Source organism: Cupriavidus malaysiensis (assembly GCF_001854325.1).
Lineage (GTDB): Bacteria > Pseudomonadota > Gammaproteobacteria > Burkholderiales > Burkholderiaceae > Cupriavidus > Cupriavidus malaysiensis.
This window is the reverse complement of record NZ_CP017755.1, coordinates 1,022,145-1,044,534: the sequence shown is the minus strand read 5'-3', so window position 1 is coordinate 1,044,534 and position 22,390 is coordinate 1,022,145. Positions and strand designations below refer to the sequence as shown.

Annotated in this window: 20 protein-coding genes; 3 read left to right on the top strand and 17 right to left on the bottom strand. The window is 69.3% G+C overall.

From position 1 onward, the window contains the following. Positions 1-6: 6 nt before the first annotated feature. From BKK80_RS24245 to BKK80_RS24235, 3 genes are all read right to left on the bottom strand, one after another. A complete protein-coding gene (locus BKK80_RS24245; RefSeq protein ID WP_071071628.1) occupies positions 7-924 on the bottom strand; it encodes a DMT family transporter in 918 nt (305 codons plus the stop codon). Positions 925-1,055: 131 nt separating this feature from the next. Continuing rightward, positions 1,056-2,258: a class C beta-lactamase gene (gene ampC, locus BKK80_RS24240; protein WP_071021465.1), complete on the bottom strand. Its 1,203-nt coding sequence runs from the start codon at positions 2,256-2,258 to the stop codon at positions 1,056-1,058. A 160-nt stretch (positions 2,259-2,418) separates the two neighbouring features. After that, on the bottom strand, positions 2,419-3,339 hold the full coding sequence (locus BKK80_RS24235; protein ID WP_071039587.1) for a DMT family transporter: 921 nt from the start codon (positions 3,337-3,339) through the stop codon (positions 2,419-2,421). A 69-nt stretch (positions 3,340-3,408) separates the two neighbouring features. Between BKK80_RS24235 and BKK80_RS24230 the strand changes: the two genes are divergently transcribed. From BKK80_RS24230 to BKK80_RS24220, 3 genes are all read left to right on the top strand, one after another. Beyond that, on the top strand, positions 3,409-4,236 hold the full coding sequence (locus BKK80_RS24230) for an AraC family transcriptional regulator (protein ID WP_071021472.1): 828 nt from the start codon (positions 3,409-3,411) through the stop codon (positions 4,234-4,236). 169 nt (positions 4,237-4,405) lie between these two features. After that, the gene (locus BKK80_RS24225; RefSeq protein WP_071071626.1) at positions 4,406-5,101 is read left to right on the top strand and encodes a type 1 glutamine amidotransferase domain-containing protein; all 696 of its coding nucleotides are present in this window, start codon (positions 4,406-4,408) and stop codon (positions 5,099-5,101) included. 120 nt (positions 5,102-5,221) lie between these two features. After that, positions 5,222-6,130 carry a cytochrome c gene (locus tag BKK80_RS24220; RefSeq protein ID WP_071071625.1) on the top strand — a complete coding sequence of 303 codons (909 nt, stop codon included), beginning with the start codon at positions 5,222-5,224 and terminating at the stop codon, positions 6,128-6,130. 168 nt (positions 6,131-6,298) lie between these two features. Here BKK80_RS24220 and BKK80_RS24215 read toward each other — a convergent pair whose 3' ends face one another. From BKK80_RS24215 to BKK80_RS24150, 14 genes are all read right to left on the bottom strand, one after another. Beyond that, positions 6,299-8,554 (bottom strand): phospholipase effector Tle1 domain-containing protein, encoded by a 2,256-nt coding sequence (locus BKK80_RS24215; RefSeq protein WP_071071623.1) that lies wholly within the window; start codon positions 8,552-8,554, stop codon positions 6,299-6,301. Further along, a complete protein-coding gene (locus tag BKK80_RS37915; RefSeq protein ID WP_335582980.1) occupies positions 8,551-8,913 on the bottom strand; it encodes a DUF3304 domain-containing protein in 363 nt (120 codons plus the stop codon). The genes BKK80_RS24215 and BKK80_RS37915 overlap by 4 nt, the downstream gene beginning before the upstream one ends. Next, the gene (locus BKK80_RS37910; protein WP_335582979.1) at positions 8,910-9,371 is read right to left on the bottom strand and encodes a hypothetical protein; all 462 of its coding nucleotides are present in this window, start codon (positions 9,369-9,371) and stop codon (positions 8,910-8,912) included. The genes BKK80_RS37915 and BKK80_RS37910 overlap by 4 nt, the downstream gene beginning before the upstream one ends. Further along, positions 9,368-10,189 (bottom strand): DUF3304 domain-containing protein, encoded by an 822-nt coding sequence (locus tag BKK80_RS24205; RefSeq protein WP_236903950.1) that lies wholly within the window; start codon positions 10,187-10,189, stop codon positions 9,368-9,370. Before BKK80_RS24205 ends, BKK80_RS37910 begins: the two co-directional genes overlap by 4 nt. After that, positions 10,186-11,007: a DUF3304 domain-containing protein gene (locus BKK80_RS24200; RefSeq protein WP_335582978.1), complete on the bottom strand. Its 822-nt coding sequence runs from the start codon at positions 11,005-11,007 to the stop codon at positions 10,186-10,188. The genes BKK80_RS24205 and BKK80_RS24200 overlap by 4 nt, the downstream gene beginning before the upstream one ends. Then, entirely contained in the window at positions 11,004-12,293 is a 1,290-nt protein-coding gene (locus tag BKK80_RS37905; protein WP_335582977.1) for a DUF3304 domain-containing protein, read from the bottom strand. Before BKK80_RS37905 ends, BKK80_RS24200 begins: the two co-directional genes overlap by 4 nt. A gap of 289 nt (positions 12,294-12,582) precedes the next feature. After that, positions 12,583-13,410, bottom strand: coding sequence for a M55 family metallopeptidase (locus BKK80_RS24185; protein WP_071071621.1), 828 nt, complete (start codon positions 13,408-13,410; stop codon positions 12,583-12,585). Further along, on the bottom strand, positions 13,398-14,489 hold the full coding sequence (locus tag BKK80_RS24180; protein WP_071071619.1) for a DmpA family aminopeptidase: 1,092 nt from the start codon (positions 14,487-14,489) through the stop codon (positions 13,398-13,400). The genes BKK80_RS24185 and BKK80_RS24180 overlap by 13 nt, the downstream gene beginning before the upstream one ends. Before the next feature lie 10 nt (positions 14,490-14,499). After that, entirely contained in the window at positions 14,500-15,408 is a 909-nt protein-coding gene (gsiD, locus tag BKK80_RS24175) for a glutathione ABC transporter permease GsiD (protein ID WP_071021483.1), read from the bottom strand. Between the two features lie 12 nt (positions 15,409-15,420). Beyond that, positions 15,421-16,341, bottom strand: coding sequence for a glutathione ABC transporter permease GsiC (gene gsiC, locus BKK80_RS24170; RefSeq protein ID WP_071021486.1), 921 nt, complete (start codon positions 16,339-16,341; stop codon positions 15,421-15,423). Positions 16,342-16,528: 187 nt separating this feature from the next. Next, complete coding sequence (gene gsiB, locus BKK80_RS24165; protein WP_071071617.1) at positions 16,529-18,082, bottom strand: glutathione ABC transporter substrate-binding protein GsiB; 1,554 nt, start codon at positions 18,080-18,082, stop codon at positions 16,529-16,531. Between the two features lie 62 nt (positions 18,083-18,144). After that, positions 18,145-20,037 (bottom strand): dipeptide ABC transporter ATP-binding protein, encoded by a 1,893-nt coding sequence (locus BKK80_RS24160; protein WP_071071615.1) that lies wholly within the window; start codon positions 20,035-20,037, stop codon positions 18,145-18,147. A 50-nt stretch (positions 20,038-20,087) separates the two neighbouring features. Beyond that, on the bottom strand, positions 20,088-21,056 hold the full coding sequence (locus tag BKK80_RS24155; RefSeq protein ID WP_071021494.1) for an isoaspartyl peptidase/L-asparaginase family protein: 969 nt from the start codon (positions 21,054-21,056) through the stop codon (positions 20,088-20,090). Beyond that, positions 21,053-22,024, bottom strand: coding sequence for a MurR/RpiR family transcriptional regulator (locus BKK80_RS24150; protein ID WP_071071612.1), 972 nt, complete (start codon positions 22,022-22,024; stop codon positions 21,053-21,055). Before BKK80_RS24150 ends, BKK80_RS24155 begins: the two co-directional genes overlap by 4 nt. Positions 22,025-22,390 lie beyond the last annotated feature (366 nt).

Sequence of the window (22,390 nt, the reverse complement as noted above, 5' to 3'; positions counted from 1 at the left end):
ACTGAATCATTGAGAATGCCCTGACTCGTGGCCGGACACCCCTTCCGCAGCAGCGTGCCGGGGCCGTGCCGGCGCCGGCGCGCGCAGGCCCGCCGCCACGATGGCGGCGACGATCACCGCCGCGCCGAGCAGCGTGCGCGCACCGGGCTGCTGCCCGAAACAGGCCCAGGCGAAGGCGATGGCATAGACCGGCTCGAGCGCGACCACCATGCCGACCGTGCGCGCCTTCAGCCAGCCCAGGGCGGTCACGAACAGAGAGTGCGCCAGCCCGGTGCAGAACACGCCCAGCACGGCCAGCCAGAACCATGAGGCAGCCGGCAGCGCGGGCAGCTCCCGCGCGGCGAAGGGCAGCGTGACCAGTGCCACCACCAGGTTCTGCCCGCATGCCACCTGCAGCGGATCCATACCGGCGGCCGCGCGCCGGTTGGCCAGCGCCAGCAGGGCGAACGCCAGGCCGGATGCCACGCCCCAGGCCAGCCCGGCGGTGCCGCTGTCGGCCAGGTCGAGCGAGGGAGTCACCAGCACCAGCCCGGCCGTGACCAGGCCCAGCAGCAGCCACTCCGCCGCGCCGACGCGCTCGCGGAACAACAGGCTCTCCAGCAAGGTGATGAAGGCCGGGAAGCTGGCGAAGCCGAGCGTGGCAATGGCGATGCCGCCGACCTTCACCGCGACGAAGAAGGTCACCCAGTGGGCGGCCATCAGGCAGCCGGAGAACGCCAGCGCGCCGGCGCGCGGCAGCGTGAGCGCGCCGGACACCGCTTTCCCGCGCAGGCGCGCGGCCAGTGCCAGCACCGCGGCGGCAAAGGCGGCCCGCCCCATGGTGATCGCCACCGCGCTGGCGTGGATCAGCTCGCCCAGCACGCCGACCAGGCCGAATAACAAGGCAACCAGGTGGACACAGGCGAGCGCGCGGCGATGGGTCATGCGGGGCAGGTCGGGTAGCAGGTCAGGTGGCAGGTCGGATGGCGACCCCGCGGTGACGCGGCACGCGGGCGCCGCACCGCGCTATGATCGCATGCCTTGGCGGCGCCGCGCCCCTGCGCGCGCCCTTGCGCTCAGGGCGACGGCCGCAGGCATCCCGCCGCGCCGCCCAGCCGCGACAGGATGCGATAGGCCAGCCCGACCCGCGCGGCGCTCGGCGTATTGCGGTTGGCCAGCACCACCACCCCGAGGCGCTGCCCCGGCACGAACGCCACATAGTTGCCGAAGCCATTGGTGGAGCCGGTCTTGTTCACCAGCACGTCCTGCGCCGGCGCGCGCGGCGGCACCAGCTCGCGCACCGGCGTGCCGCGCAGGGCGTTGGCGGGATCGTTGCCCTGCTGCAGCGTCGCTTCCGCCACCGGGCAGGGGTACTGCTCCCAGACCAGGTCCTGCGTCATCGCGCCCACCTGGTAGTAAGCGGTGCGCGTGAGCGTGACGGCCTGCTGCAGCGGGCCGTCCAGCGGCACCGTGCCCAGGTTGGCCTGCACGAAGCGCAGCATGTCGCCGGCCGTGGCGCGCGCGCCATAGGCTGGCGCGGCGAGCAGGCCCGGGGCCATGCGGATCGGCCGGCCGTCCAGGGTATAGCCCTGGGCATAGTCCGCCATCCTGGCCGGCGGCACCTCCAGGAAGGTATCGGACAGGCCCAGCGCCGGCAGCAGCCGCGCCTGCATCGCGCTGGAGAAGTCCTCGCCCAGCGCCTTGGCCACGGCCATGCCCAGCGTGCCGATGCCCGGGTTGCCGTAGGTGCGCCAGGTACCGGGCGCGTGCTCCGGCTGCCAGCGCTTCAGGTAGTCCAGCCACTGCGCGTCGCTGCCGATGCCGTCCGGCACCTGCAGCGGCAGCCCGCCCGGCGTGTGCGTGCCGAGATGCACCAGCCGCAGGCTGCCGAAGGCGCTGCCCCGCAGCGCCGGCAGGTAGCGCTCGACCGGGTCGGACAGCGACAGCCGGCCTTGCTGCTGTGCGTACTCGGCCAGCGTCGCCGTCAGCGTCTTGCTGACCGAACCCAGTTCGAACAAGGTGCGCGAGGAGACCGGCACTCCGCTCTCGCGCGAGGCGACGCCGTAGTAGAAAAGATGGGATTGGCCCGCCTGCGCCACGCCGACGGCCATGCCCGGGATACCGTACTCGCGCATGACCGGCAGCACCGCATCGTCCACCACCTGGCGCACGGTGGCAGGCACCGCGCCGGGAGCGGGCTCCGCCTGCGCCGCCGTGCCGGCCGCCGTACCCACCGCCACCAGGCAGGCGGCCAGCGTGGCCGCAGTCCATCTCTTCATCGCTTGTTCTCCATCAGCACCCGGCGCGTTCCAGGCAATGGCGCACAGCCTAGCGCAAGGCAGGGGACGGCGCAGCCGCGCGCGGCGTAACCGGCGTAACCGGCGTAACCAGGCATAAGCGGCGCAGGAACCTCAGCGGCGCAACCGCCGCGCCCCGCCCTCAGCCGCCGGCCGTCTCGCGCAGGTCGGCACGTGCGGCCGGCCAGCCGCGCCGCACCGTCTGCGCCAGCACCACGCCGGCCAGCGCGGCGCCGCCCCCCAGCAGGTGGTAGCCGTGCAGGCGCTCGCCGAACCAGCCGACGGCGATCGCCGCGGTGGCCACCGGCAGCAGGTTCATGAACATGCTGCAACGGTTCGGGCCCAGGTAGCGCACGCCCTGCATCCACAGGAACGGCAGCACCACCGAAGCGAGGGTGCCGGCATAGGCGATCAGCGGCAGGCTGGCGCGCGTCGGCAGCACGGCCTGGGCAGGCAGGCGCAGCACCAGCAGCGCCATCAGCAGCAGCGCGGCAAGCGCCTGCAGGTAGGTCGACTGCCAGGCCGGCAGCCCGCTCTGCCAGCGCCGCAGCAGCACGCCGTAGAGGGCGTAGGCCAGCGCGGCCGCCAGCATCAGCAGGTCGCCGGCGTGGGCGCCGCCGGCCAGCAGCGTGGCGGGCTCGCCGGCGCTGATCAGGTAGACCAGCCCGCCGAACGACAGCACGCCGCCGCCCGCCATGCCAAGGGTCGGCGCTTCGCCCAGCAGCCACACCGACAGCAGCATGGTCAGCAGCGGCACCAGCGAGGTCATGATCGCCATATTGGTCGCGGTGGTGGTCTTGGCCGCCTCGTACGACAGGCACTGGAACAGCACCATGGCCAGGAAGCCGAGGAAGGCCAGCCTGGGCAACTGCGGCGCGATGGCGGCGCGGTTGCGCCAGGCCGGCTTCAGCACGAACAGCGACATCAGCGCCACGGCCAGCACCAGGCGCCAGAAGGTGATGGCCTGCGGGTCGATGGCATGGGCGGACAGCTTCGACACCATGACGTTGCCTGCCCACAGCAGGATGGCGAACAAAGGAAAGAGAAGGGAAAGGTCGGGCATGGAATCGGGCTCCTGGCAGCAGTGAGATGCGATGATGCCGACGCCCGGAAGAGACCGTCTCCCGCTAGAATGACTCAAGCTATCGCAAAACGGTCACCCTTGTCCCGCGCCCCCTCCTCGATGATTCCGCTGCCCCCGCAAGACGTCCACGCCCGCCACGAGGACACGCCGATGCCGGTGGCCGCGCTGGCTGCCGACTACCCGCATGGCGCGCTGGTGGCGTTGCACCGCCATCGCCGCGCGCAACTGCTCTATGCCGTGGAGGGCGTGATGCTGATCGAGGCGCAGGCGGGGCGCTGGGTGGTGCCGCCCACGCGCGCGGTATGGCTGGATGCGGATGTCGACCATACGGTGCGCATGAGCGGCAACGTCAAGATGCGCACGGTCTTCGTCGAGCCCGGCACGGTCGAGCACCTGCCGGAGCGCAGCTGCGTGGTGGAAGTGCATTCCCTGCTGCGCGAACTGATCCTCGCCGCCGTCGAGATCCCGCTCGACTATGCGCCGGGCAGCCGGCACGAACTGCTGATGAAGCTGCTGCTGGCCGAGCTGGCGGCGATCCCGCGCCTGCCGCTTTACCTCGCCTGGCCGCGGCATGCCGGCCTGCGTGCCGTGTGCGAGGCGGTGCTGCGCAGCCCCGACGCACCCCACACCGTGGCGCAATGCGCGCGCACCCTGGGCGTGGCCGAGAAGACGCTGCACCGCCTGTTCCAGCGCGAGACCGGCATGACCTTCGGCCGCTGGCGCCAGCAGGCGCGGCTGTTCCTGGCGCTGGAGCAGCTCGCGCACGGCGAGAAGATCGTCAATGTAGCGCTCGACCACGGCTACGCCAGCCAGAGCGCTTTCGCCGCCATGTTCAAGCGGCACTTCGGCGTCGCCCCGTCCGCCTTCTACCGCTGACGCCGCCGCGCCGGCGCGGCCCTGGCCCGCTGGTGCCGCACTATAGTGGGTGCAAGCCACGCGCCGCGGCACCCTGCCCGCGCGCCGCCTCCGCCATTCCCTGCAATTCCGACATTGCCGACATTGCCGACATTGCCGACATTGCCGACATTGCCGCCAGGAGCCAGCCATGAGCCAGCGCATCTTGATGATCGTCACCTCGAACCACCGCATGGGCGCATACGACAAGCCGACCGGCCTGTGGGCCGAAGAACTGGCCACGCCCTGGTACGCGCTCGCCGATGCCGGCGTCGCCATCGAGCTGGCCTCCCCTGCCGGCGGCCCGGCGCCGATCGACCCGGGCAGCATCCAGCCCGAAGGCCGCAACGAAGCCGCGGTCGCGCGCTTCCTGGCCGACCCTGACCTGCGGGCCCGCGTCGCCGCCACCAGCAAGACCGCCGACCTGGACATGGCCGGCTTCGACGCGGTGTTCTTCCCCGGCGGCCACGGCACCATGTGGGACCTGCCCGGCGATGCCGGGGTCAAGCGCCTGGTCGAGCAGGCCGAGGCGGCCGGCAAGATCATCTCCTCGGTCTGCCACGGTGCCGCCGGCCTGGTCAGCGCGCGCCGCGCCGACGGACGGCCCCTGGTCGCGGACCGGACCGTGAACGCGTTCACCAACGCGGAAGAGACCGAGGTCGGGCTGCAGGAGGTGGTGCCCTTCCTGCTGGAGTCCCGCCTGCGCGAACTGGGCGGGCGCTTCGAATGCGCGCCGAACTGGCATCCCTTCGCCGTGCGAGACGGGAACCTGATCACCGGCCAGAACCCGCAATCATCGGAACGGGTGGCGCGCGAAGTCCTGCAGGCGCTCGGATTCGCCGCCTGAGCCCTGCTTGCAGGAAGGCCGGCCGGGCACTATGCTGCACGCGCCGGCGCCGCAGGACCTCCGCCTCCACCTGGGGGGCGGCCCGCGGTGCGCATCATGACATCCGGAGGAAGACGAGGCATGAACGCCTGGATCACGAGAACGCTCGGCCTGCTCGGCTGCGCCCTGGCCCTGCTGGGCAGCCCCGCCGGCGCCGCGGGCAAAGCGGACAAAGCACACCAAGCACACAAGGCACAGAGTGCCGCCACCGCAACCTTGACCATCGTCGCCGACACGCAGCGGCGCAGCTGGACGCGGCGGGAACTGCTGCGCGACCGCCGCCTGGCCAGCATCACGGTCGACGACGACAACCTGAAGCGCCGCATGACCTTGCGCGCCATCCCGCTGGCCGCGCTGCTGGAGGGCCTGCCGGTCACGCCCGATGCCAGCGCGACCACTGCCGCCAGCGACGGCTACGTCTCGCACCTGCCGATGCGCCTGCTGCTGGCCGACGGCGCCGGCGAACCGCGCGCCTGGCTGGCGGTGGAAGATCCCGCCGCGCCCTGGCCCAGGCTCAAGGGACATGACATCGGCCCGTTCCGGCTGGTCTGGACCACGCCGACGCCGCAGGCGGCAGCGCAGGTCAACGAGAGCCTGTGGACCTACGCCATCGTGCGCATCGATCTCGCCGCCGCGCCGGCGGAACGCTTCGCCGCCATCCGCCCGGCGCCCGGGCTGCCTGCCGACGGCCCGGTACTGCGCGGCTTCGCCACCTTCCAGCGCGTCTGCTTCTCCTGCCACTCGCTCAACCGCGCCGGCGACGCCAACCTCGGCCCCGACCTCAACGTGCCCTACAACCCGGTCGAGTACCTGGGCGACGACAAGCTGGCCCGCCTGATCCGCAATCCGCAGGCGCTGCGCTGGTGGCCGAACTCGCGCATGTCCGCGATCGACGAGAAGACCCTGCCCGATGCCGACCTGCAGGACCTGCTGGCCTACCTGCACCACATGGCGGGCCGCAAGGCCCAGGCGGCGGCCCCGGCCAACTGAAGCATCGCGGCCGCGCCGCCCGGGGACTGAGTCGCACAACTAGTGTTTCTCCCCCTCCTTGTCGGCGACTTCGGCGGTGCTCTGAAGCGAAGCCGACGACGCGTCCTGGACACTGCCTGCTACCGCTGGCCCCGGGCCGGACGCGGCACGAAGCCGGCAGCGGCAGGGTCAGTCCCCCATCGCCATTTCGGCCGGGGTGGGCCTGGGCGCGGTGGTGATGCTCTTGACCATGGCATCGGTGCCGAAGCCCAGGTGGCGCACGCAGTGATCCTTGCCGATGAAGAAGGCGCGTCCCCATCCGTAGCCGCCCGGGGCGTATTCATGAAAGGAGGGCACGCGGAACCAGGCGCGGCTGTCGTGGATGTAGTCATCGAACAGGACGACGGCGGCCGGCTCTTGCCGGGCGAACCGGTCCACTACCTCGGCCGTGGTCCAGGCCTGCAACGGATCGAGCATTTCGCGCGGGGGCAGCACCAGCACGTCGAATTTCTCCGCATCGAAGTCCGCCAGCGCGGCGGTCTGCACGTACGCATCGCGCTGCACCAGCTGCACGCGCTCGCTGTCCGCATTGCGCTCTCTCCGCACGGACAAGCGGCGGCCCGAATTCTGGTACGTCGCATATGCGGCCAGGACAACACCGATCGGACTGACGAGATAGCTGCCCGCCGCGGGCGGACGGACGGTGAAGGGCGATTGCTCGACACCCAGCGCCGTTTGCCGGTCGGGATGCAGGAAGCCGAGCAGCAAGCGGAATTCTTCCGCCGCCTCGCGCAGGTCGTGCTGGTCATTGGTCACGGTTTCATCGGCGCCTTCGCCCGGCCGCGTCGGGCCCTTCTTCTTCGCCGCCTGCTGGTACAACTGCTCGCGGCGGCGGCGCAGCGCGTCCGCGGCCTGCTGGCTCTGCTTGTCCAGCGCTTGCGCCTCCTTCATCTGCGCCGCACGGTCGGCGGCGCTGACGTATCCGCCTGCGGCGCCGGCCAGCCCGAGATTCGTGCGGGCCGCGGCCAGCTCCGCGATGCGGCCCCGGAGCCTGCGGACTTCCGCATCGGATTCCATCTGCTTCTGGACACGCAGCTCCAGCTGGCGCGGCGTCAGTTCGTCTTCCTGCGCGGCCTTGAAGAAGGGCTGGTTGCAGACGTAGTCGCCGGTGTGCCAGCGCGCGCGCAAGGCGCGCCAGGCCAGGTTCTGCCGCATGCCGAAGCGCAAGGCATCCTCGACGCGCTCGATCGGGATGGTGCGGTCCAGCCAACGGTTGAAGGCATCGATCACCGGCTTGGCGAGGGCGAAGTCGTCCTGCATGAACGGGCTTTGCTTGATCTCGTCACCAACGCGCAGGGGCACGCCTTGCTTCAGGGCCTCGATGTACATATGGTGCAGCGGGATCTGGCTGAGCTTGGAACCCTCGCCGCCGCGCGCCTTGCCCTGGTCGCCAGGGGGATAGCCACCGCCGATATCGGAATGCACGCCCGGATACGCGACCTCCAGCCGCTGGCCGGCGCCACCGGGATAGACGCTGCCCTCGCGGATGGTATCGAGGGGAAAGCTCATGCGCTGCTCATGGATGGAGAAGAAGTGCGCGCAGCGCTTCACCTCCTTGGGGATATCCATCAGGCCGCTGTTCGACCAGGCGAAGTGGCCGTCGAAGGTGCTGATATCGAGCGCCGCGCGCACCGAATCGGGCGGTCCCACCGATGCCACGGTATCGAACAGGCCCATGAAGTTGACCTGGTAGGGGATCTCGCCGGCGATCCTGCCGCCGGGGGCCCAGTCCCGCATCAGCTTGCCGACGAAGGAACGGGCGGTGGCGGCGCCGCGCGAGAAGCCGAACACATTGATCCAGACCTGCTTGACCATCTTGTTGCGCTGGCAGTCGCGCTTGCGGTCCCGCTGCATGCCGGCCAGCCGCCTGTGCTTCATGTCGAAGAGGGTGGCGAAGGGGCGGTAGCCGTCGGCAGTGGCTCTGCACAGGCGGTTGGCTTCGTCGTTGTCAATCAGCGTTTCGTTCGGGCCGGCGACCGCTTTGTAGATCGAATTGAGGACACGGGTATAACCCCACACGCAGCGCCGCCCATAGCCTTTGGCGAAGGCCTTGCCGATGGACGAGTACACCGATTCGCCGATCTCGGGGAACGGCGTGCCGACCCCCGGCATATAGTGTGGGTAGATGCCATTCTCGGGCTCTTCTCTTGCGGCCTTGTACAGGCGAGCCACGTTCGTGTGCGCCTGGCTCAACGAATCGCGGAAGGGGTTGTTCTTGTCATCGTTATTGTTGGTGCCGTCGAAGAAGAGGCTGATGTGCAGGGTCTGTTCGCAGCCGGCATCGTGATCGGCCACCTTGCCTTTGTGGGTGTCGTAGATCTTCTTCCCCATCGGCAGCAGCCCGCCGTCCGGCATCTGGGTCGGCCAACGCAAGACGTGATTCATCGTTCGTTCTCCTGTTGCCTCAGTAGCTTCTTCTCCCGGTTGGCGACTTCGACGGCGTAGGCCTCGGCTTTCTTCCGTTCCGCTTCATGCCTGACCTCCGCTTCGCGGTTGGCGGCCTCATCCAAGGCGCCGGCTACCACGTAAGGATCATCGTCGGCGGGACGCACGGTCAGATCGTTGTGGCCGTTCGCATTGCCATCCTGAACCATGACCTTGATACGATCTTCCGGCAGGAACACCACAAAGAGTGCACCGGCCCTGGGCCCGTATTCCGCGATTTCCGCTTGCGCCTGGTACCAGGAACCATAGGTGACGCCATCCAACTTCTTGTCTACCAGCCAACGGACGTTCACCTTCAACCCCGGTCGCCATTTCGCTGGGAACGAGGCGCAGCAGGACTCCTTCCCCCCCCGGAAGGCGTGCGCTCCGGGGTGGCGGGAAAGATATTGGGGCCGCCGCCGGTGATGCCGTTCTCGCCCGTGATGCCGAACGAGTCGATGTAGTAGGGGGTGTAGTTCAGGCCGCTGACGCCTCCAGCCTGCATGGCATCGGGGTCGATGCTCTCCGCTGCATCCCTCGACTCTGTTCCGGTCCGGTCGTCGCAGCCTGCCAGCAGGCCAAGGCCTGCCAGCAGGACGGCTGCCAAAAGCCGCGCGGGCAGGCCGTGGCGTCCCGCCTGGGAGGGGCGGTACCGGGCCGCAGCACCGGCCGCATCGTGATCGGCCACCTTGCCTGGGTGGTCGTCATAGGTTTTCTTTCCCATCGGCGGCAACCCGCCGACCGGCATCTGGGTTGGCCAACGCAGGACGTGATTCATCGTTCGTTCTCCTGTTGCCTCAGTAGCTTCTTCTCCCGGTTGGCGACTTCGACGGCGTAGGCCTCGGCCTTCTTCCGTTCCGCTTCATGCCTGACCTCCGCTTCGCGGTTGGCGGCCTCATCCAAGGTGCCGACCACGACGTAAGGATCGTCATCGCTCGGTCTGGTCCAGACATTGGTATAGCCCGCCTCAACGGAGCCCCGGACCATGACCTTGACGCGATCCCCCGGCAGGAAGATCGCCCACAAGCCGTAGGTGGCTTTTCCGTAGGGGGGGAGTTCGGTCTCCGCCTGGTACCAGGAGCCATAGGTCACGCCATCCAACTTCTTGTCTACCAGCCAACGGACGTTCACCTTCAACCCCGGGCGCCATTTCGCTGGGAAAGACGCGCAGCAGGACTCCTTCCCCCCCCCGGAAGGCGTGCGCTCCGGGGTGGCGGGAAAGATATTGGGGCCGCCGCCGGTGATGCCGTTATCGCCCGTGATGCCGAACGAGTCGATGTAGTAGGGGGTGTAGTTCAGACCGCTGACGCCCCCCCCGCGCATGGCATCGGGGTCGATGCTCTCCACCGAGTCTCTCGACTCCGTTCCGGTCCGGTCGTCGCAGCCGGCCAGCAGGCCAAGGCCTGCCAGCAGGACGGTTGCCATGAGCCGCGCGGGCAGGCCGTGGCGTCCCGCCTGGGAGGGGCGGTACCGGGCCGCAGCACCGGCCGCATCGTGATCGGCCACCTTGCCTGGGTGGTCGTCATAGGTTCTCTTTCCCATCGGCGGCAACCCGCCGACCGGCATCTGGGTCGGCCAACGCAAGACGTGATTCATCGTTCGTTCTCCTGTTGCCTTTGCAGCGTCTTCTCCCGGTTGGCGACTTCGACGGCGTAGGCCTCCTTCCTTTGCCGTTGCACTTCACGCCTGACCTCCGCTTCGCGGTTGGCGGCTTCATCCAAGGTGCCGACCACGACGTAGGGATCGTCCTCGCTCGGTCTGGTCCAGACATTGGTATAGCCCGCCTCTGGCGAACCCCAGACCATGACCTTGACGCGATCCTCCGGCAGGAAGATCGCCCACAAGCCATAGGTGGCTCTTCCGTAGGGGGGGAGTTCGGTTTCGGCCTGGTACCAGGAGCCATAGGTCACGCCATCTTGTTTCTTGTCTACCAGCCAACGGACGTTCACCTTCAACCCCGGGCGCCATTTCGCTGGGAAAGACGCGCAGCAGGACTCCTTCCCCCCCCCGGAAGGCGTGCGCTCCGGGGTGGCGGGAAAGATATTGGGGCCGCCGCCGGTGATGCCGTTATCGCCCGTGATGCCGAACGAGTGGATGTAGTAGGGGGTGTAGTTCAGACCACTGACGCCCCCCCCGCGCATGGCATCGGGATCGATGCTCTCCACCGAGTCTCTCGACTCCGTTCCGGTCCGGTCGTCGCAGCCGGCCAGCAGGCCAAGGCCTGCCAGCAGGACGGCTGCCATGAGCCGCGCGGGCAGACCGTGGCGTCCCGCCTGGGAGGGGCGGTACCGGGCCGCAGCACCGGCCGCATCGTGATCGGCCACCTCGCCTGGGTGGTCGTCATAGGTTTTCTTTCCCATCGGCGGCAACCCACCGTCCGGCATCTGGGTTGGCCAGCGCAAGACGTGATTCATCGTTCGTTCTCCTGTTGCCTCAGTAGCTTCTTCTCCCGGTTGGCGACTTCGACGGCGTAGGCCTCCTTCCTTTGCCGTTGCACTTCACGCCTGGCCTCCGCTTCGCGGTTGGCGGCCTCATCCAAGGTGCCGGTTGCCACATATGGGTCGCTGTCCGCCGGTCGCGTTCTCACACTGTTATGGCCATTGGCGTTGCCGTCCATGATCATGACCTTGACGCGATCTCCGGGCAGAAATATTGCCCATAACCCGTAGGTCGACTTGCCGTACTCTGGCAGTTCGGTTTCCGCTTGGTACCAGGAGCCATAGGTGACGCCGTCCAGTGTCTTGTCCACCAGCCAACGGATCTTCACCTTTAACCCCGGTCGCCATTTCGCTGGGAACGAGGCGCAGCAGGACTCCTTCCCCCCCCCGGAAGGCGTGCGCTCCGGGGTGGCGGGAAAGATATTGGGGCCGCCGCCGGTGATGCCGTGATCGCCCGTGATGCCGAACGAGTGGATGTAGTAGGGGGTGTAGTTCAGGCCTCGGACGCCTCCAGCCTGCATGGCATCGGGGTCGATGCTCTCCACCGACTCCCTCGACTCCGCGCCGGCCCGGTCGTCGCAGCCGGCCAGCAGGCCAAGGCCTGCCAGCAGGACGGCTGCCAAAAGCTGCGCGGGCAGGCCGTGGCGTCCAGCCTGGGAGGGGCGGTGCCGGGCCGCAGCACGGTACCAGGAGCCATAGGTGACGCCGTCCGGAATCTTCTCCACCAGCCAACGGACGTTCACCTTCAACCCCGGTCGCCATTTCGCTGGGAACGAGGCGCAATACATTTCTCCGCCCCCACCGGATGGCATGTTGTCCGGGGTGGCGGGAAAGATATTGGGGCCGCCGCCGGTGATGCCGTGATCGCCCGTGATGCCGAACGAGTGGATGTAGTAGGGGGTGTAGTTCAGGCCGCTGACGCCTCCAGCCTGCATGGCATCAGGGTCGAGGATCTCCGCCGACTCCTTCGACTCCGTTTCGCTCGAGACGGCCGGCCAGCAGGCCAAGGGCTGCCAGCCGACCATGTGAAAGGCGGCGCTGGCAGTGCCGCGCAGGGGCTTCTTGTCCAGGTTCGCCGCGGTGCCGAGTATCGGGCTGCGCTCGTCCGCTGTACGCAACTGCAGCTGATACTCGAACAGCGCATTCAGATGATCCGTGCCGCTCAGGCGGGAAAACACAAGCGTGGGCTGGCCTTGCAACTCCGGCAAAGCGGGGCTGGATACATTGACGTCGGGTGAGGAATATGCCAACCGATTGCCCATGCGGCGATCTCCCTTGTCGAATTGACATCATTCAACGGAAGATATTCGCGCACCGAGCGGTCGCAAGATATTGGACGAATCCTATTCTTGATGGATCAATTTCGTCATAAAAATCGGAAGCCCGCCACTAGTCCACTGAATCATTGAAATGGGAGGGGAAAGACATGGCATGCGGGAATCAGCGCCAGGCGCAAAGCGCAGCCATCGCACGGCGATGGCGAGCCTTCGCAACGACGCGACGAGCCCGCATGCCATGGCAGGCACCGATCGATTTCAGCGATTCAACGGGCTAGCGCAGCATGAAAGACATCGCCGACAGGCAGTTGAGCATGCGCACCGCATCCTGGACCGAGCCGGCGGCGAACTCCAGCAGGTCGCCATCGAGGCGCTCCAGCGCCGGCCACTGGCAGAACAGGTCGGCATGGCCCGGCGTCTGCGTCTGCAGGCGGCAACGCAGCGGCGTGGCCAGGATCAGGCGCCCCGCGCCGGCCGCCTCGATGGCGGCGCGCACGGCCGTCTCGGCGGCGCCGGCGATCGCCGCGCGCGCCGCGCCCGGCGCCAGCGAGGTACCGCTGGCGAAGCCGCCGGCACGCTTGGTCTCGACATAGCGCACCCACGGCATCAGCCTGCGCGTCTCCTCGATGAACACGTCGTCGCCGCTGGCCATCAGCACCGGCACGCCGAACTCGCCGGCCAGCGCGCCGTAGAGCCCCGCCTCGCCGAGTTCCAGCCCATCGAGCCAGACGCGCGCGAAGGCGCCGCTGTTGATGGTGTGCGCCAGCACCCCGCGGCCCTGCGCGCGCCCGTGGCAACCCACCAGGAAGACGCCATCGCAGCCCTGCTCCACCCCGGCCATCATGCCGAGGTAGCGCGGCTTGCCCAGCACCAGCCGCGCGCGCGGGTCGAGCTGGTCGGGCAGCAGGTTGCGGAAGCCGCCATGCGAGTCGTTGACGAGGACTTCCGTGGCGCCGCCGGCGAAGGCGCCCTGCACCGCGGCATTGGCCTCGCCCGTCATCCAGGCGCGGGCGCGCTCGTACTCGCCATTGCCGGCGCGGGTCTGCTCGGCGTGGAACACGCCGGCCACGCCCTCGATATCGGTCGAGATCAGGATGCGCATGCGGACTCCCACGCTTCGCTCGCCAGGCCCGGCAGCAGTTCGCACAGCGCCTGGCGGCGATGCCCGTCGCGGCCGCTCACGCCTTGCGCCCGCCACAGTGCGTGGACGATGGCCTGCTCGACACAGTCGGCGGCGGCGCGGAACAGGGGATCGAGCCGCGTCTCGTGCAGCATCGGCAGCGCGGGCATCGGCGCCGCGGCCAGGTGCGGCACGGTGTAGGCGGTGGAAAAGGCCAGCGCGATGTCGCCGGAGCCGTGGCCGAACACGGAACCGGTGCGCGCCAGCCCGGCGCCGGCGCGCAGCGACAGGCGGCGCAGCTGGCGCGCATCCAGCGGCGCGTCGGTGGCGATGAGCATGATGATCGAGCCCTTCTCCGGCTCCGGCTCCGCCGCGGCTTCCGCGCCCGGCAAGGCCTGCGCCGAGGCCAGCGCGCCCAGCAGTTGCCGGCCCAGGCGCCGGCCCGCCACCGTCAGCGCGTCCGGCGTGCCGAAGTTCGCCAGCACCAGCGCGCCGACCACGTGGCCTGCCGCCAGCCGCGAGGCGCTGCCGATACCGCCCTTGACGCCGAAGGCCGACATGCCGCGCCCGGCGCCGACCGCGCCCTGGGCGAAGCCGGTCCCTGCCGCGGCCAACGCGGCATCGTAGTGCGAGGCCTGCAGCGCCATCGCCTGGATATCGTTCAGGTAGCCGTCGTTGCACTCGAACACGAGCGGATTGAGCGTGGGCCAGGCGCGCCCGATCTCGGGACTGGCGGCGATGGCGGCGCGGATCTGCGCCTGCGACACCGCGCCGACGCTGAAGGTATTGGTCAGCGCGATCGGCGTTTCCAGCACGCCGAGCTCCTCCACCTGCACCAGGCCGACGCTCTTGCCGAAGCCGTTGAGCACGCTCGCGGCGGCCGGCACCTTGTCGGTGTAGAGATTGCCGCCGTGCGGCAGCACCACCGTCACGCCGGTCTGGCAGGCGCCTTCGGCCAGCGTGGCGTGGCCCACCGCCACGCCTGCCACGTCGGTGATGGCGTCGCGCGGCCCGGCCGGCAGGTCGCCGATATGAGGCACAGCACTGCGGGGAAAAACCATGCGGGTCACCTCAGCGGCGGTCGATCTTCGGGTCCAGCGCGTCGCGCAGGCCGTCGCCGAGCAGGTTGAAGGCCAGCACCGTCAGGAAGATCGCCAGGCTGGGGAAGATCGCCACGTGCGGCGCCGTGACCATGTCGGCGCGCGCCTCGTTGAGCATCGCGCCCCACTCCGGCGTGGGCGGCTGCGCGCCGAGGCCGAGGAAGGACAGGCTGGCCGCCGTGATGATCGAGGTGCCGATGCGCATCGAGAAGTAGACCACGATGGACGACACCGTGCCCGGCAGGATGTGGCGCACCAGGATGGTCCAGTCGGAAGCGCCGATGCTGCGCGCCGCCTCCACGTAGGTGAGCCGCTTGAGCATCAGCGTATTGCCGCGCACCAGGCGGGCGAAGGCGGGGATGCTGAAGATGGCCACGGCGAAGATCACGTTGACCATGCCGTTGCCGAGGATGGCCACCACGCCGATCGCCAGCAGGATGCCCGGGAAGGCGAACAGCACGTCGGAGATGCGCATCACGATGCGGTCCCACCAACCCTCGTAGTAACCCGCCAGCAGGCCGAAGGCGGTCCCGATCACCGCGCCGATGATGACCGACAGGAAGCCGGCGGCGAGCGAGATGCGGGTGCCGGCCAGGATGCGGCTGAAGATGTCGCGGCCGAGCGAGTCGACGCCCATCCAGTGCGCGGCCGAGGGGCCGGCATTGAGCGCGTCGTAGTCGAAGAAATTCTCCGGATCGTAGGGCACGATGTGCGGCGCCAGGATGGCCACCAGCACCAGCAGCAGCACGAACACGCCGGCGCCCAGCGCCAGATGCTGCTTGCGGAACTTGCGCCAGAACTCCGACCAGGGCGTGCGCACGCCCTCGGGCGTGGCGGTGCCGGCACCGTTGCCGGCGGCGGGCGTGGAAAGCTCAGTCATGCCGGCCTCCTCTTACTTGTAGCGGATGGCGGGATTGATCACCGTGTAGAGGATGTCCACCACCAGGTTGATCAGGATGAATTCCAGCGAGAACAGCAGCACCTCGGCCTGGATCACGGGGTAGTCGCGCATTTCGACGGCGTCCACCAGCAAGCGGCCGAGGCCGGGCCAGTTGAACACCTTCTCGACCACGATGGAGCCGCCCAGCAGGAAGCCGAACTGCAGGCCCATCATGGTGACCACGGGAATCATGGCGTTGCGCAGGGCGTGCTTGGCCACCACCACGCTCTCGCGCACGCCCTTGGCGCGCGCGGTGCGCACGAAGTCCTCGTGCAGCACCTCGACGAAGGAGGCCCGCGTGAAGCGCGCCATCACGGCGGCGACTGCCGCGCCCAGCGTCAGCGAGGGCAGGATGTAGTGCTTCCAGCTGTCGGCGCCGATCGAGGGCAGCCAGCCGAGCTGGACCGAGAACACCTCCATCAGCAGCATGCCCAGGGCGAAGGCCGGGAAGGAGATGCCGGACACGGCCAGCGTCATGCCGAGCCGGTCCGGCCAGCGGTTGCGCCAGACCGCGGAGCAGACGCCGATCACCATGCCGAACACCACGGCCCAGGCCATCGAGGCCAGGGTCAGGTAGAGCGTCGGCAGGAAGCGGTCGCCGATCTCCTCGCTGACCGGGCGCTTGGTGCGCAGCGAGGTGCCGAACTCACCGCGCACCGCGTTCGAGAAGAAGCGCACGAACTGCTCGGGCAGCGGCCGGTCCAGCCCCAGGTCCTTGCGCACCAGTTCCACCGTGCCCACATCGGCCTCGGGGCCGGCGGCGAGCCGCGCGGGATCCCCGGGCAGCAGGTGGACGAACAGGAACACCAGCACCGCCACGATCAGCAGGGTGGGGATGACGCCCAGGAATCGTTTGAGAAAGTAGTTCAGCATGACGCACCAACAACGCACCAACAACAACGGAATGGGACCGCCGGCCGCTCGTCCATGACCCCGCAACCCGGACGGGCGGCCGCTCGCGGCTGACTGCTCGACGCGGCGGAGCGTGGCGGCATGCGCCGCGCCCGCCGTGTCCTGCGGGACACCGCGCGTACCCGGCCGGGGTACGCGCGCGACGTCCTTACTGCTTGATGTCGATGTCGTCGAAGTTGAACGAACCGTCGGGCATCACGTAGGCACCGCTCAGGCGCTTGGCGCGCGCGAACAGCACCTTCTCGGTCACCAGGAAGGCCCACGGCGCATCCTTCCAGATGCGCTCCTGCGCGTCCTTGTACAGGCGCGCCTTCTCGCCGCGGTCGGTGGTGCGCAGCGCGCCGGCGATGTCGGCGTCGACGTGGTCGTTCTTGTAGTAGGCGGTATTCAGCAGCTTGGGCGGCATCGACTCCGAGGCCAGCAGCGGACGCAGGGCCCAGTCCGACTCGCCGGTCGACGACGACCAGCCGACGTAGTACATGCGCACGCCCGCCTCTTCCGGCTTCTGCACGCTCTCGACCCGCTCCACGCGCTGGCCGGCTTCCAGCGCCTGCACCTGGGCCTTGATGCCGACCTGCTGCAGCTGCTGCTGCACGAACTGGATCACCTTCTGCGCGGTGGTGTGGTTGTAGGCCGACCACAGCGTGGTCTCGAAGCCGTTCGGATAGCCGGCCTCCTTGAGCAGCTCGCGCGCCTTGGCCGGGTCATACGGCCACGGACCCAGCTTCTCGGCATAGTCCACGCCCGGCGGCACCACGCCCACCGACGGCACCGCGTAGCCGTTGAAGGCCACCTTGGCCAGCGCTTCCTTGTTGATGGCGTAGTTGATCGCCTGGCGCACCTTCGGGTCGTTGAACGGCTTGACCATGGTGTTGAAGGTGACGTAGCGCTGGATGATCGAGGGCGCGTCGATCAGGTCGACCTTGGGACTGGCCTTGAGCACCGCGGCCTGCTCGAAGGGAATGCTGAAGGCGAAGTCCGCCTCGCCGGTCTGCATGATGGCCGAGCGCGTGTTGTTGTCGACCACCGGACGCCAGGTGATGGAATCGATCTTCGGATAGCCGGTCTTCCAGTAGCCGGCGAACTTCCGGCCCTTGAGGAAGTCGGGCTGTTTCCACTCGACGAACTCGAAGGGGCCGGTGCCGACCGGGTGGAAGGCGATCTCCTTGCCGTACTTCTTCAGCGCGGCGGGCGAGATCATCACCGCCGAGGGGTGGGCCAGCACGTTGATGAAGGGCGAGAACGGCTCCTTCAGCATCACGCGCACGGTGCCGGCGTCGACCACCTCGGTCTTGGCCACGCGGTTGAACAGCGTATAGCGCTTGAGCTTGTTGGCCGGGTCGGTGACGCGGTCCAGGTTGGCCTTGACCGCGGCGGCGTCGAAGGCGGTGCCGTCGTGGAACTTGACGCCCTTGCGCAGCTTGATGGTATAGACCAGGCCGTCCTTGCTGACGTCGTAGCTCTCGGCCAGCACGTTGACCAGCTTCATGTCCTTGTCGAAGCCGAACAGGCCCTGGTAGAAGGACTTGCAGGCGGCCTGCGACAGCGTGTCGTTGGCGTCGTAGGGGTCGAGCGTGGTGAAGGTGGAATAGACCGCCATCACCGCGTCCTTGGCGGCGAAGGCGGGCGTCGCCGGCAGGCCGAGGGCGGTGGCGGCGAAGGCGCCGGCAGCGAGGCCGGGAGTGAATCTGCGCAGGTTCATGAGCATTGCTCCTTGAAAAACCATGGGTGCGGGTGGATCGGGACGATCCGCTTCAACCCGCTTCAATACAGGCCGCCGACGGCGTGCCGCGCCACGAAGTGCGCGTGCGCGCCGCTGCCGCCGACATGCACCAGCGGCCTCACCTCCGGCTCGTCGCCGATGGCGCGGATCGGGCTGGGAATCTCGTCCGACAGCGGCTCGCGCTTGAGGTGGCGGCGCGCCGGGTCGGCGATCGGCACCGCCGACATCAGCTTCTTCGTGTACGGGTGCTGCGGGTTCTCGAAGATGGCCCGGCGCGGGCCGATCTCGACGATCTGCCCCAGGTACATCACCGCCACGCGGTGGCTGACGCGCTCCACCACCGCCATGTCGTGCGAGATGAAGAGGAAGGCCACGCCGAACTCGCGCTGCAGGTCCAGCATCAGGTTGACGATCTGCGCCTGGATCGAGACATCGAGCGCCGACACCGACTCGTCGGCGATCACCACCTTCGGGTTGAGCGCCAGCGCGCGCGCGATGCAGATGCGCTGGCGCTGGCCGCCCGAGAACTCGTGCGGATAGCGCGCCGCGTGCGCCGGCGTCAGGCCCACCTTCTCCAGCAGCCAGGCCACGCGCTGCTCGGCCTCCTTGCCGCTGGCCGCCTTGTGCACCAGCAGCGGCTCCATGATCGAGTAGCCGACCGGCACGCGCGGGTCGAGCGAGGCGAACGGATCCTGGAAGATGAACTGGATATTGCGGCGCAGGCTCTGCAGCGCCGCGCCCTGCAACTGGCCGATGTTCTGCCCGGCGAACTCGATGGTGCCGCGCTGCGACGCCACCAGCCGCAGCAGCGAGCGCCCCGTGGTGGACTTGCCGCAGCCCGACTCGCCCACCAGCGCCAGCGTCTCGCCCGGGTAGAGGTCGAAGCTGACCTGCTCCACCGCGTGCACGCGGCGCTGCACGCGGCCGAACAGGCCGCCGGGCACGTCGAAGCGCGTCACCAGGTCGCGCACGCGCAGGATGGGCGCGGCATCGGCCGGCACCGTGTCCTGCGGCGCTTCGTCCACCGGCTGCGCCTCGGCGCCGGACTGCACCAGCGGAAAGCGCGCCGGCAGGTCCTTGCCCGCCATCGCGCCCAACCTCGGCACGGCCGACAGCAGCGCGCGCGTGTAGGGATGGGCCGGCGCGCGGAACACCTCGCCGGCACTGCCCTCTTCCACCTTCTCGCCGCGGTACATCACCAGCACGCGGTCTGCCACCTCGGCCACCACGCCCATATCGTGGGTGATGAAGACCACGCCCATCTGCATCTCGGCCTGCAGGCTGCGGATCAGTTGCAGGATCTCGGCCTGGATGGTGACGTCGAGCGCGGTGGTCGGCTCGTCGGCGATCAGCAGCGCCGGCTTGCACGACAGCGCCATGGCGATCATCACGCGCTGGCGCATGCCGCCGGACAACTGGTGGGGGAAGCGGTCGAGCACGCGGCGCGCTTCCGGGATGCGCACCAGCTCCAGCATGCGCAGCGCTTCGGCGCGCGCCGCGGCGCGGCTCTTGCCCTGGTGCAGCCGGATCGATTCCGCCACCTGCTCGCCGACCGGGAACACCGGGTTCAGCGAAGTCATCGGCTCCTGGAAGATCATCGCCACGTCGGCGCCGCGCACGCCGCGCAAGGTCGCGGAGCCGGCCCGCGCCAGGTCGATCACCTCGCCGCCGCGCCGGCGCAGCGCCATGCTGCCGCCGGCGATGGTGCCGCCGCCATGCTCGACCAGGCGCATCAGCGCCAGCGAGGTCACCGATTTGCCGGAGCCGGACTCGCCGACCACCGCCAGCGTCTCGCCGCGGTCGACGTGGAAGGACAGGTTGCGCACCGCCTCGACGGTACGCTCCGAGGTGACGAAGCGCACCGTCAGGTCGTCCACCGAGACGACCCGCTGCGGCGGCAGCACCAGCTGGGATGGAGTGGAATGGCTAGCCACGGCGGCTCTCCTTGCAATGCGGCTGGCGCGGCGGCCGGAACGGCACGGCCTCAGCCATAGATCGATACCTCGACGGGCCCGTCCACGCGCGCGCTGCCGCGGTACATCCCTTCGGTGTTGAACGGCAGCGCGACGTTGCCCGCGCGGTCCACGGCGATCAGGCCGCCGCGCCCCCGGATGGCGGGCAGCTTCTCCATCACCACGCGCCGCGCCGCCTCCTGCAGCGACAGGCCCGCGTAGCGCATCTGCGCCACCACGTCGTGCGCGGCCACGGCGCGGATGAACATCTCGCCGGTGCCGGTGCAGGACACCGCGGCGACGTCGTCGGCATAGCAGCCGGCGCCGATCAGCGGGCTGTCGCCGACGCGTCCCACCAGCTTGTTGGTCACGCCCCCGGTGGAAGTCGCCGCCGCCAGGTTGCCGTGCCGGTCGCAGGCGACCGCGCCGACGGTGCCGAACTTGCTGTCCGGGTCGATCGGCTCGGCCCCGGCCTGCTCCTGCGCCACCAGCGTGGCGGCATCGTGGTCCAGCAGCATGCCGGCCGCGGCGCGCGCGCGCTGCCACTGCTCGGTGCGCGCCGCGGTGTAGTAGAACCCGGGCGGCACGCACTCCAGGCCCTGGGCCGCGGCGAAGGCCTCGGCGCCCTCGCCGGCGAACAGCACGTGCTCGCTGTGCTCGAGTACCGCGCGCGCCGCCAGGACCGGATTGCGCAGGCGCTGCACGCAGGCCACCGCGCCGGCGCGCAGCGTGGCGCCGTCCATCACGGCGGCATCCAGCTCATAGGTGCCGGCACGGGTCAGCACGGCGCCCTTGCCGGCATTGAAGAGCGGGCACTCCTCCAGCAGGCGCACGGCCTCGGTGACGGCATCGAGCGCGCTGCCGCCGCCGGCCAGGATGCGCTGGCCGGCCTGCAGCACGTGCTCCAGCGCGGCGCTGTACTCGCGTTCGCGGGCGGCGTCCATGGCGGCCCGCGTGATGGTGCCGGCGCCGCCGTGAATGGCGATGACTGCTTGCTTCATGACGATTTGCGGGATCTGGCGTTGTTGACGGGGCGGCGCGGCGGCACGTCCGGTGCCTCGCGCCGGTCCTCGGCCACGCGCGGCGCCTCGGGAGTGCGCAAGGCCGGCGTACCGTGCAGCCAGGGCAGCAGGAATTCGGTCATCTCGGCGGCGCGCTGCACCGAATGCGCCGAGCGGTGCGCCACCGCATCGCACAGCGCTTCGATCAGCGCGGTCACGACGGCATCGGCATTGGCCGACAGGCGGCTGCCGGCGCTGGCATAGAGCGCGATATCGGCCAATGGCGCCAGCGGCGAGAGCGGCCCGTCGGTCAGCGCCAGCAGCCTGACGCCGCGCGCCTTGATCCGCTCGGCCAGCAGCACGGTATCCGAAACGTAGCGCGGGAAGGCGATGCCGATCACCAGGTCACCCGCTTCGAGCTTGAACAACTGGCGCGCGGCATGCGAGGCACCGGCGGCGGTCGACACCGACGACACCGTGCGGCAGTGCAGTTCGAGTCCGTGCTGCAGCAGCCCCGCCAGGAAGCCGCTGGCGCCGAAGCCGATGATGTAGACGCGGTGCGCCGCCAGGATCGCCTCCACCGCGCGCTCGCAGGCGTCCGCATCGAGGCCGCGGCGCGTGGCCTCGAGGTTGCGGGCGGCATCGTCGAGCGATGCCGCCATCGCCTCGGCCGCGGTGGCCGGGCGCTCCAGCTCGTCGCGCAGGCGCTCCACCGGCGCCAGCGTGGCCTCGAAGCCGCGCACCAGCTCCGCGCGGAACTGCGGATAGCCCTCGAAGCCGAGCGCATGGGCGAAGCGGTTGGCCGTCGCCACCGAAACCTGCACCGCGGCGGCGAGCTCGTCGATGCGCATGGTCGCCGCGCGGAACGGATTGTCCAGCACGTAGTGGGCCATGCGCTGGTGGGCGGGCGTCAACGCCGGCAGGCTGCGGGCAATGCGCTCGGCGATGGTCTGGCTGGCCTGGGTCATTGGCGGATGCCTCGGCCTGGTGCAGCGCCACGGCCGCCGCGGCGACCCTGCGCGAAGATGGGGCAGGTGTGCATGAAAATGGGATTTCTTGCTAGCTGATTCAATGTAAATGAATTTACACGCAAAGACCGGGCCAGCGATAGTGAGGAAGACCCCACCGAGGGAAATCCCTGAGAGCGTGCCTGGCGGACGGGGAGGACGAAGAACGGGCCGTTCGCGCCGGCCGGCGCAGTTCCGGGCGGCGGCGGGGCGGCGGGAGGCGGGAGCGCGCGCCTGCAAGGCGGGCGGGACGTGGATGCCGCGCGGCCGCAACGTGGCCGAAGGTGGGATGAGATGCCGAACCGCCAGCGGCGAACCATCGGTGCA

Coding starts and splice junctions, on each gene's coding strand:
- BKK80_RS24245 (WP_071071628.1), bottom strand. CDS start 924: ATGACCCATCGCCGCGCGCTCGCCTGTGTCCACCTGGTTGCCTTGTTA.
- ampC (WP_071021465.1), bottom strand. CDS start 2,258: ATGAAGAGATGGACTGCGGCCACGCTGGCCGCCTGCCTGGTGGCGGTG.
- BKK80_RS24235 (WP_071039587.1), bottom strand. CDS start 3,339: ATGCCCGACCTTTCCCTTCTCTTTCCTTTGTTCGCCATCCTGCTGTGG.
- BKK80_RS24230 (WP_071021472.1), top strand. CDS start 3,409: ATGACTCAAGCTATCGCAAAACGGTCACCCTTGTCCCGCGCCCCCTCC.
- BKK80_RS24225 (WP_071071626.1), top strand. CDS start 4,406: ATGAGCCAGCGCATCTTGATGATCGTCACCTCGAACCACCGCATGGGC.
- BKK80_RS24220 (WP_071071625.1), top strand. CDS start 5,222: ATGAACGCCTGGATCACGAGAACGCTCGGCCTGCTCGGCTGCGCCCTG.
- BKK80_RS24215 (WP_071071623.1), bottom strand. CDS start 8,554: ATGAATCACGTCTTGCGTTGGCCGACCCAGATGCCGGACGGCGGGCTG.
- BKK80_RS37910 (WP_335582979.1), bottom strand. CDS start 9,371: ATGAATCACGTCCTGCGTTGGCCAACCCAGATGCCGGTCGGCGGGTTG.
- BKK80_RS24205 (WP_236903950.1), bottom strand. CDS start 10,189: ATGAATCACGTCTTGCGTTGGCCGACCCAGATGCCGGTCGGCGGGTTG.
- BKK80_RS24200 (WP_335582978.1), bottom strand. CDS start 11,007: ATGAATCACGTCTTGCGCTGGCCAACCCAGATGCCGGACGGTGGGTTG.
- BKK80_RS37905 (WP_335582977.1), bottom strand. CDS start 12,293: ATGGGCAATCGGTTGGCATATTCCTCACCCGACGTCAATGTATCCAGC.
- BKK80_RS24185 (WP_071071621.1), bottom strand. CDS start 13,410: ATGCGCATCCTGATCTCGACCGATATCGAGGGCGTGGCCGGCGTGTTC.
- BKK80_RS24180 (WP_071071619.1), bottom strand. CDS start 14,489: ATGGTTTTTCCCCGCAGTGCTGTGCCTCATATCGGCGACCTGCCGGCC.
- gsiD (WP_071021483.1), bottom strand. CDS start 15,408: ATGACTGAGCTTTCCACGCCCGCCGCCGGCAACGGTGCCGGCACCGCC.
- gsiC (WP_071021486.1), bottom strand. CDS start 16,341: ATGCTGAACTACTTTCTCAAACGATTCCTGGGCGTCATCCCCACCCTG.
- gsiB (WP_071071617.1), bottom strand. CDS start 18,082: ATGAACCTGCGCAGATTCACTCCCGGCCTCGCTGCCGGCGCCTTCGCC.
- BKK80_RS24155 (WP_071021494.1), bottom strand. CDS start 21,056: ATGAAGCAAGCAGTCATCGCCATTCACGGCGGCGCCGGCACCATCACG.
- BKK80_RS24150 (WP_071071612.1), bottom strand. CDS start 22,024: ATGACCCAGGCCAGCCAGACCATCGCCGAGCGCATTGCCCGCAGCCTG.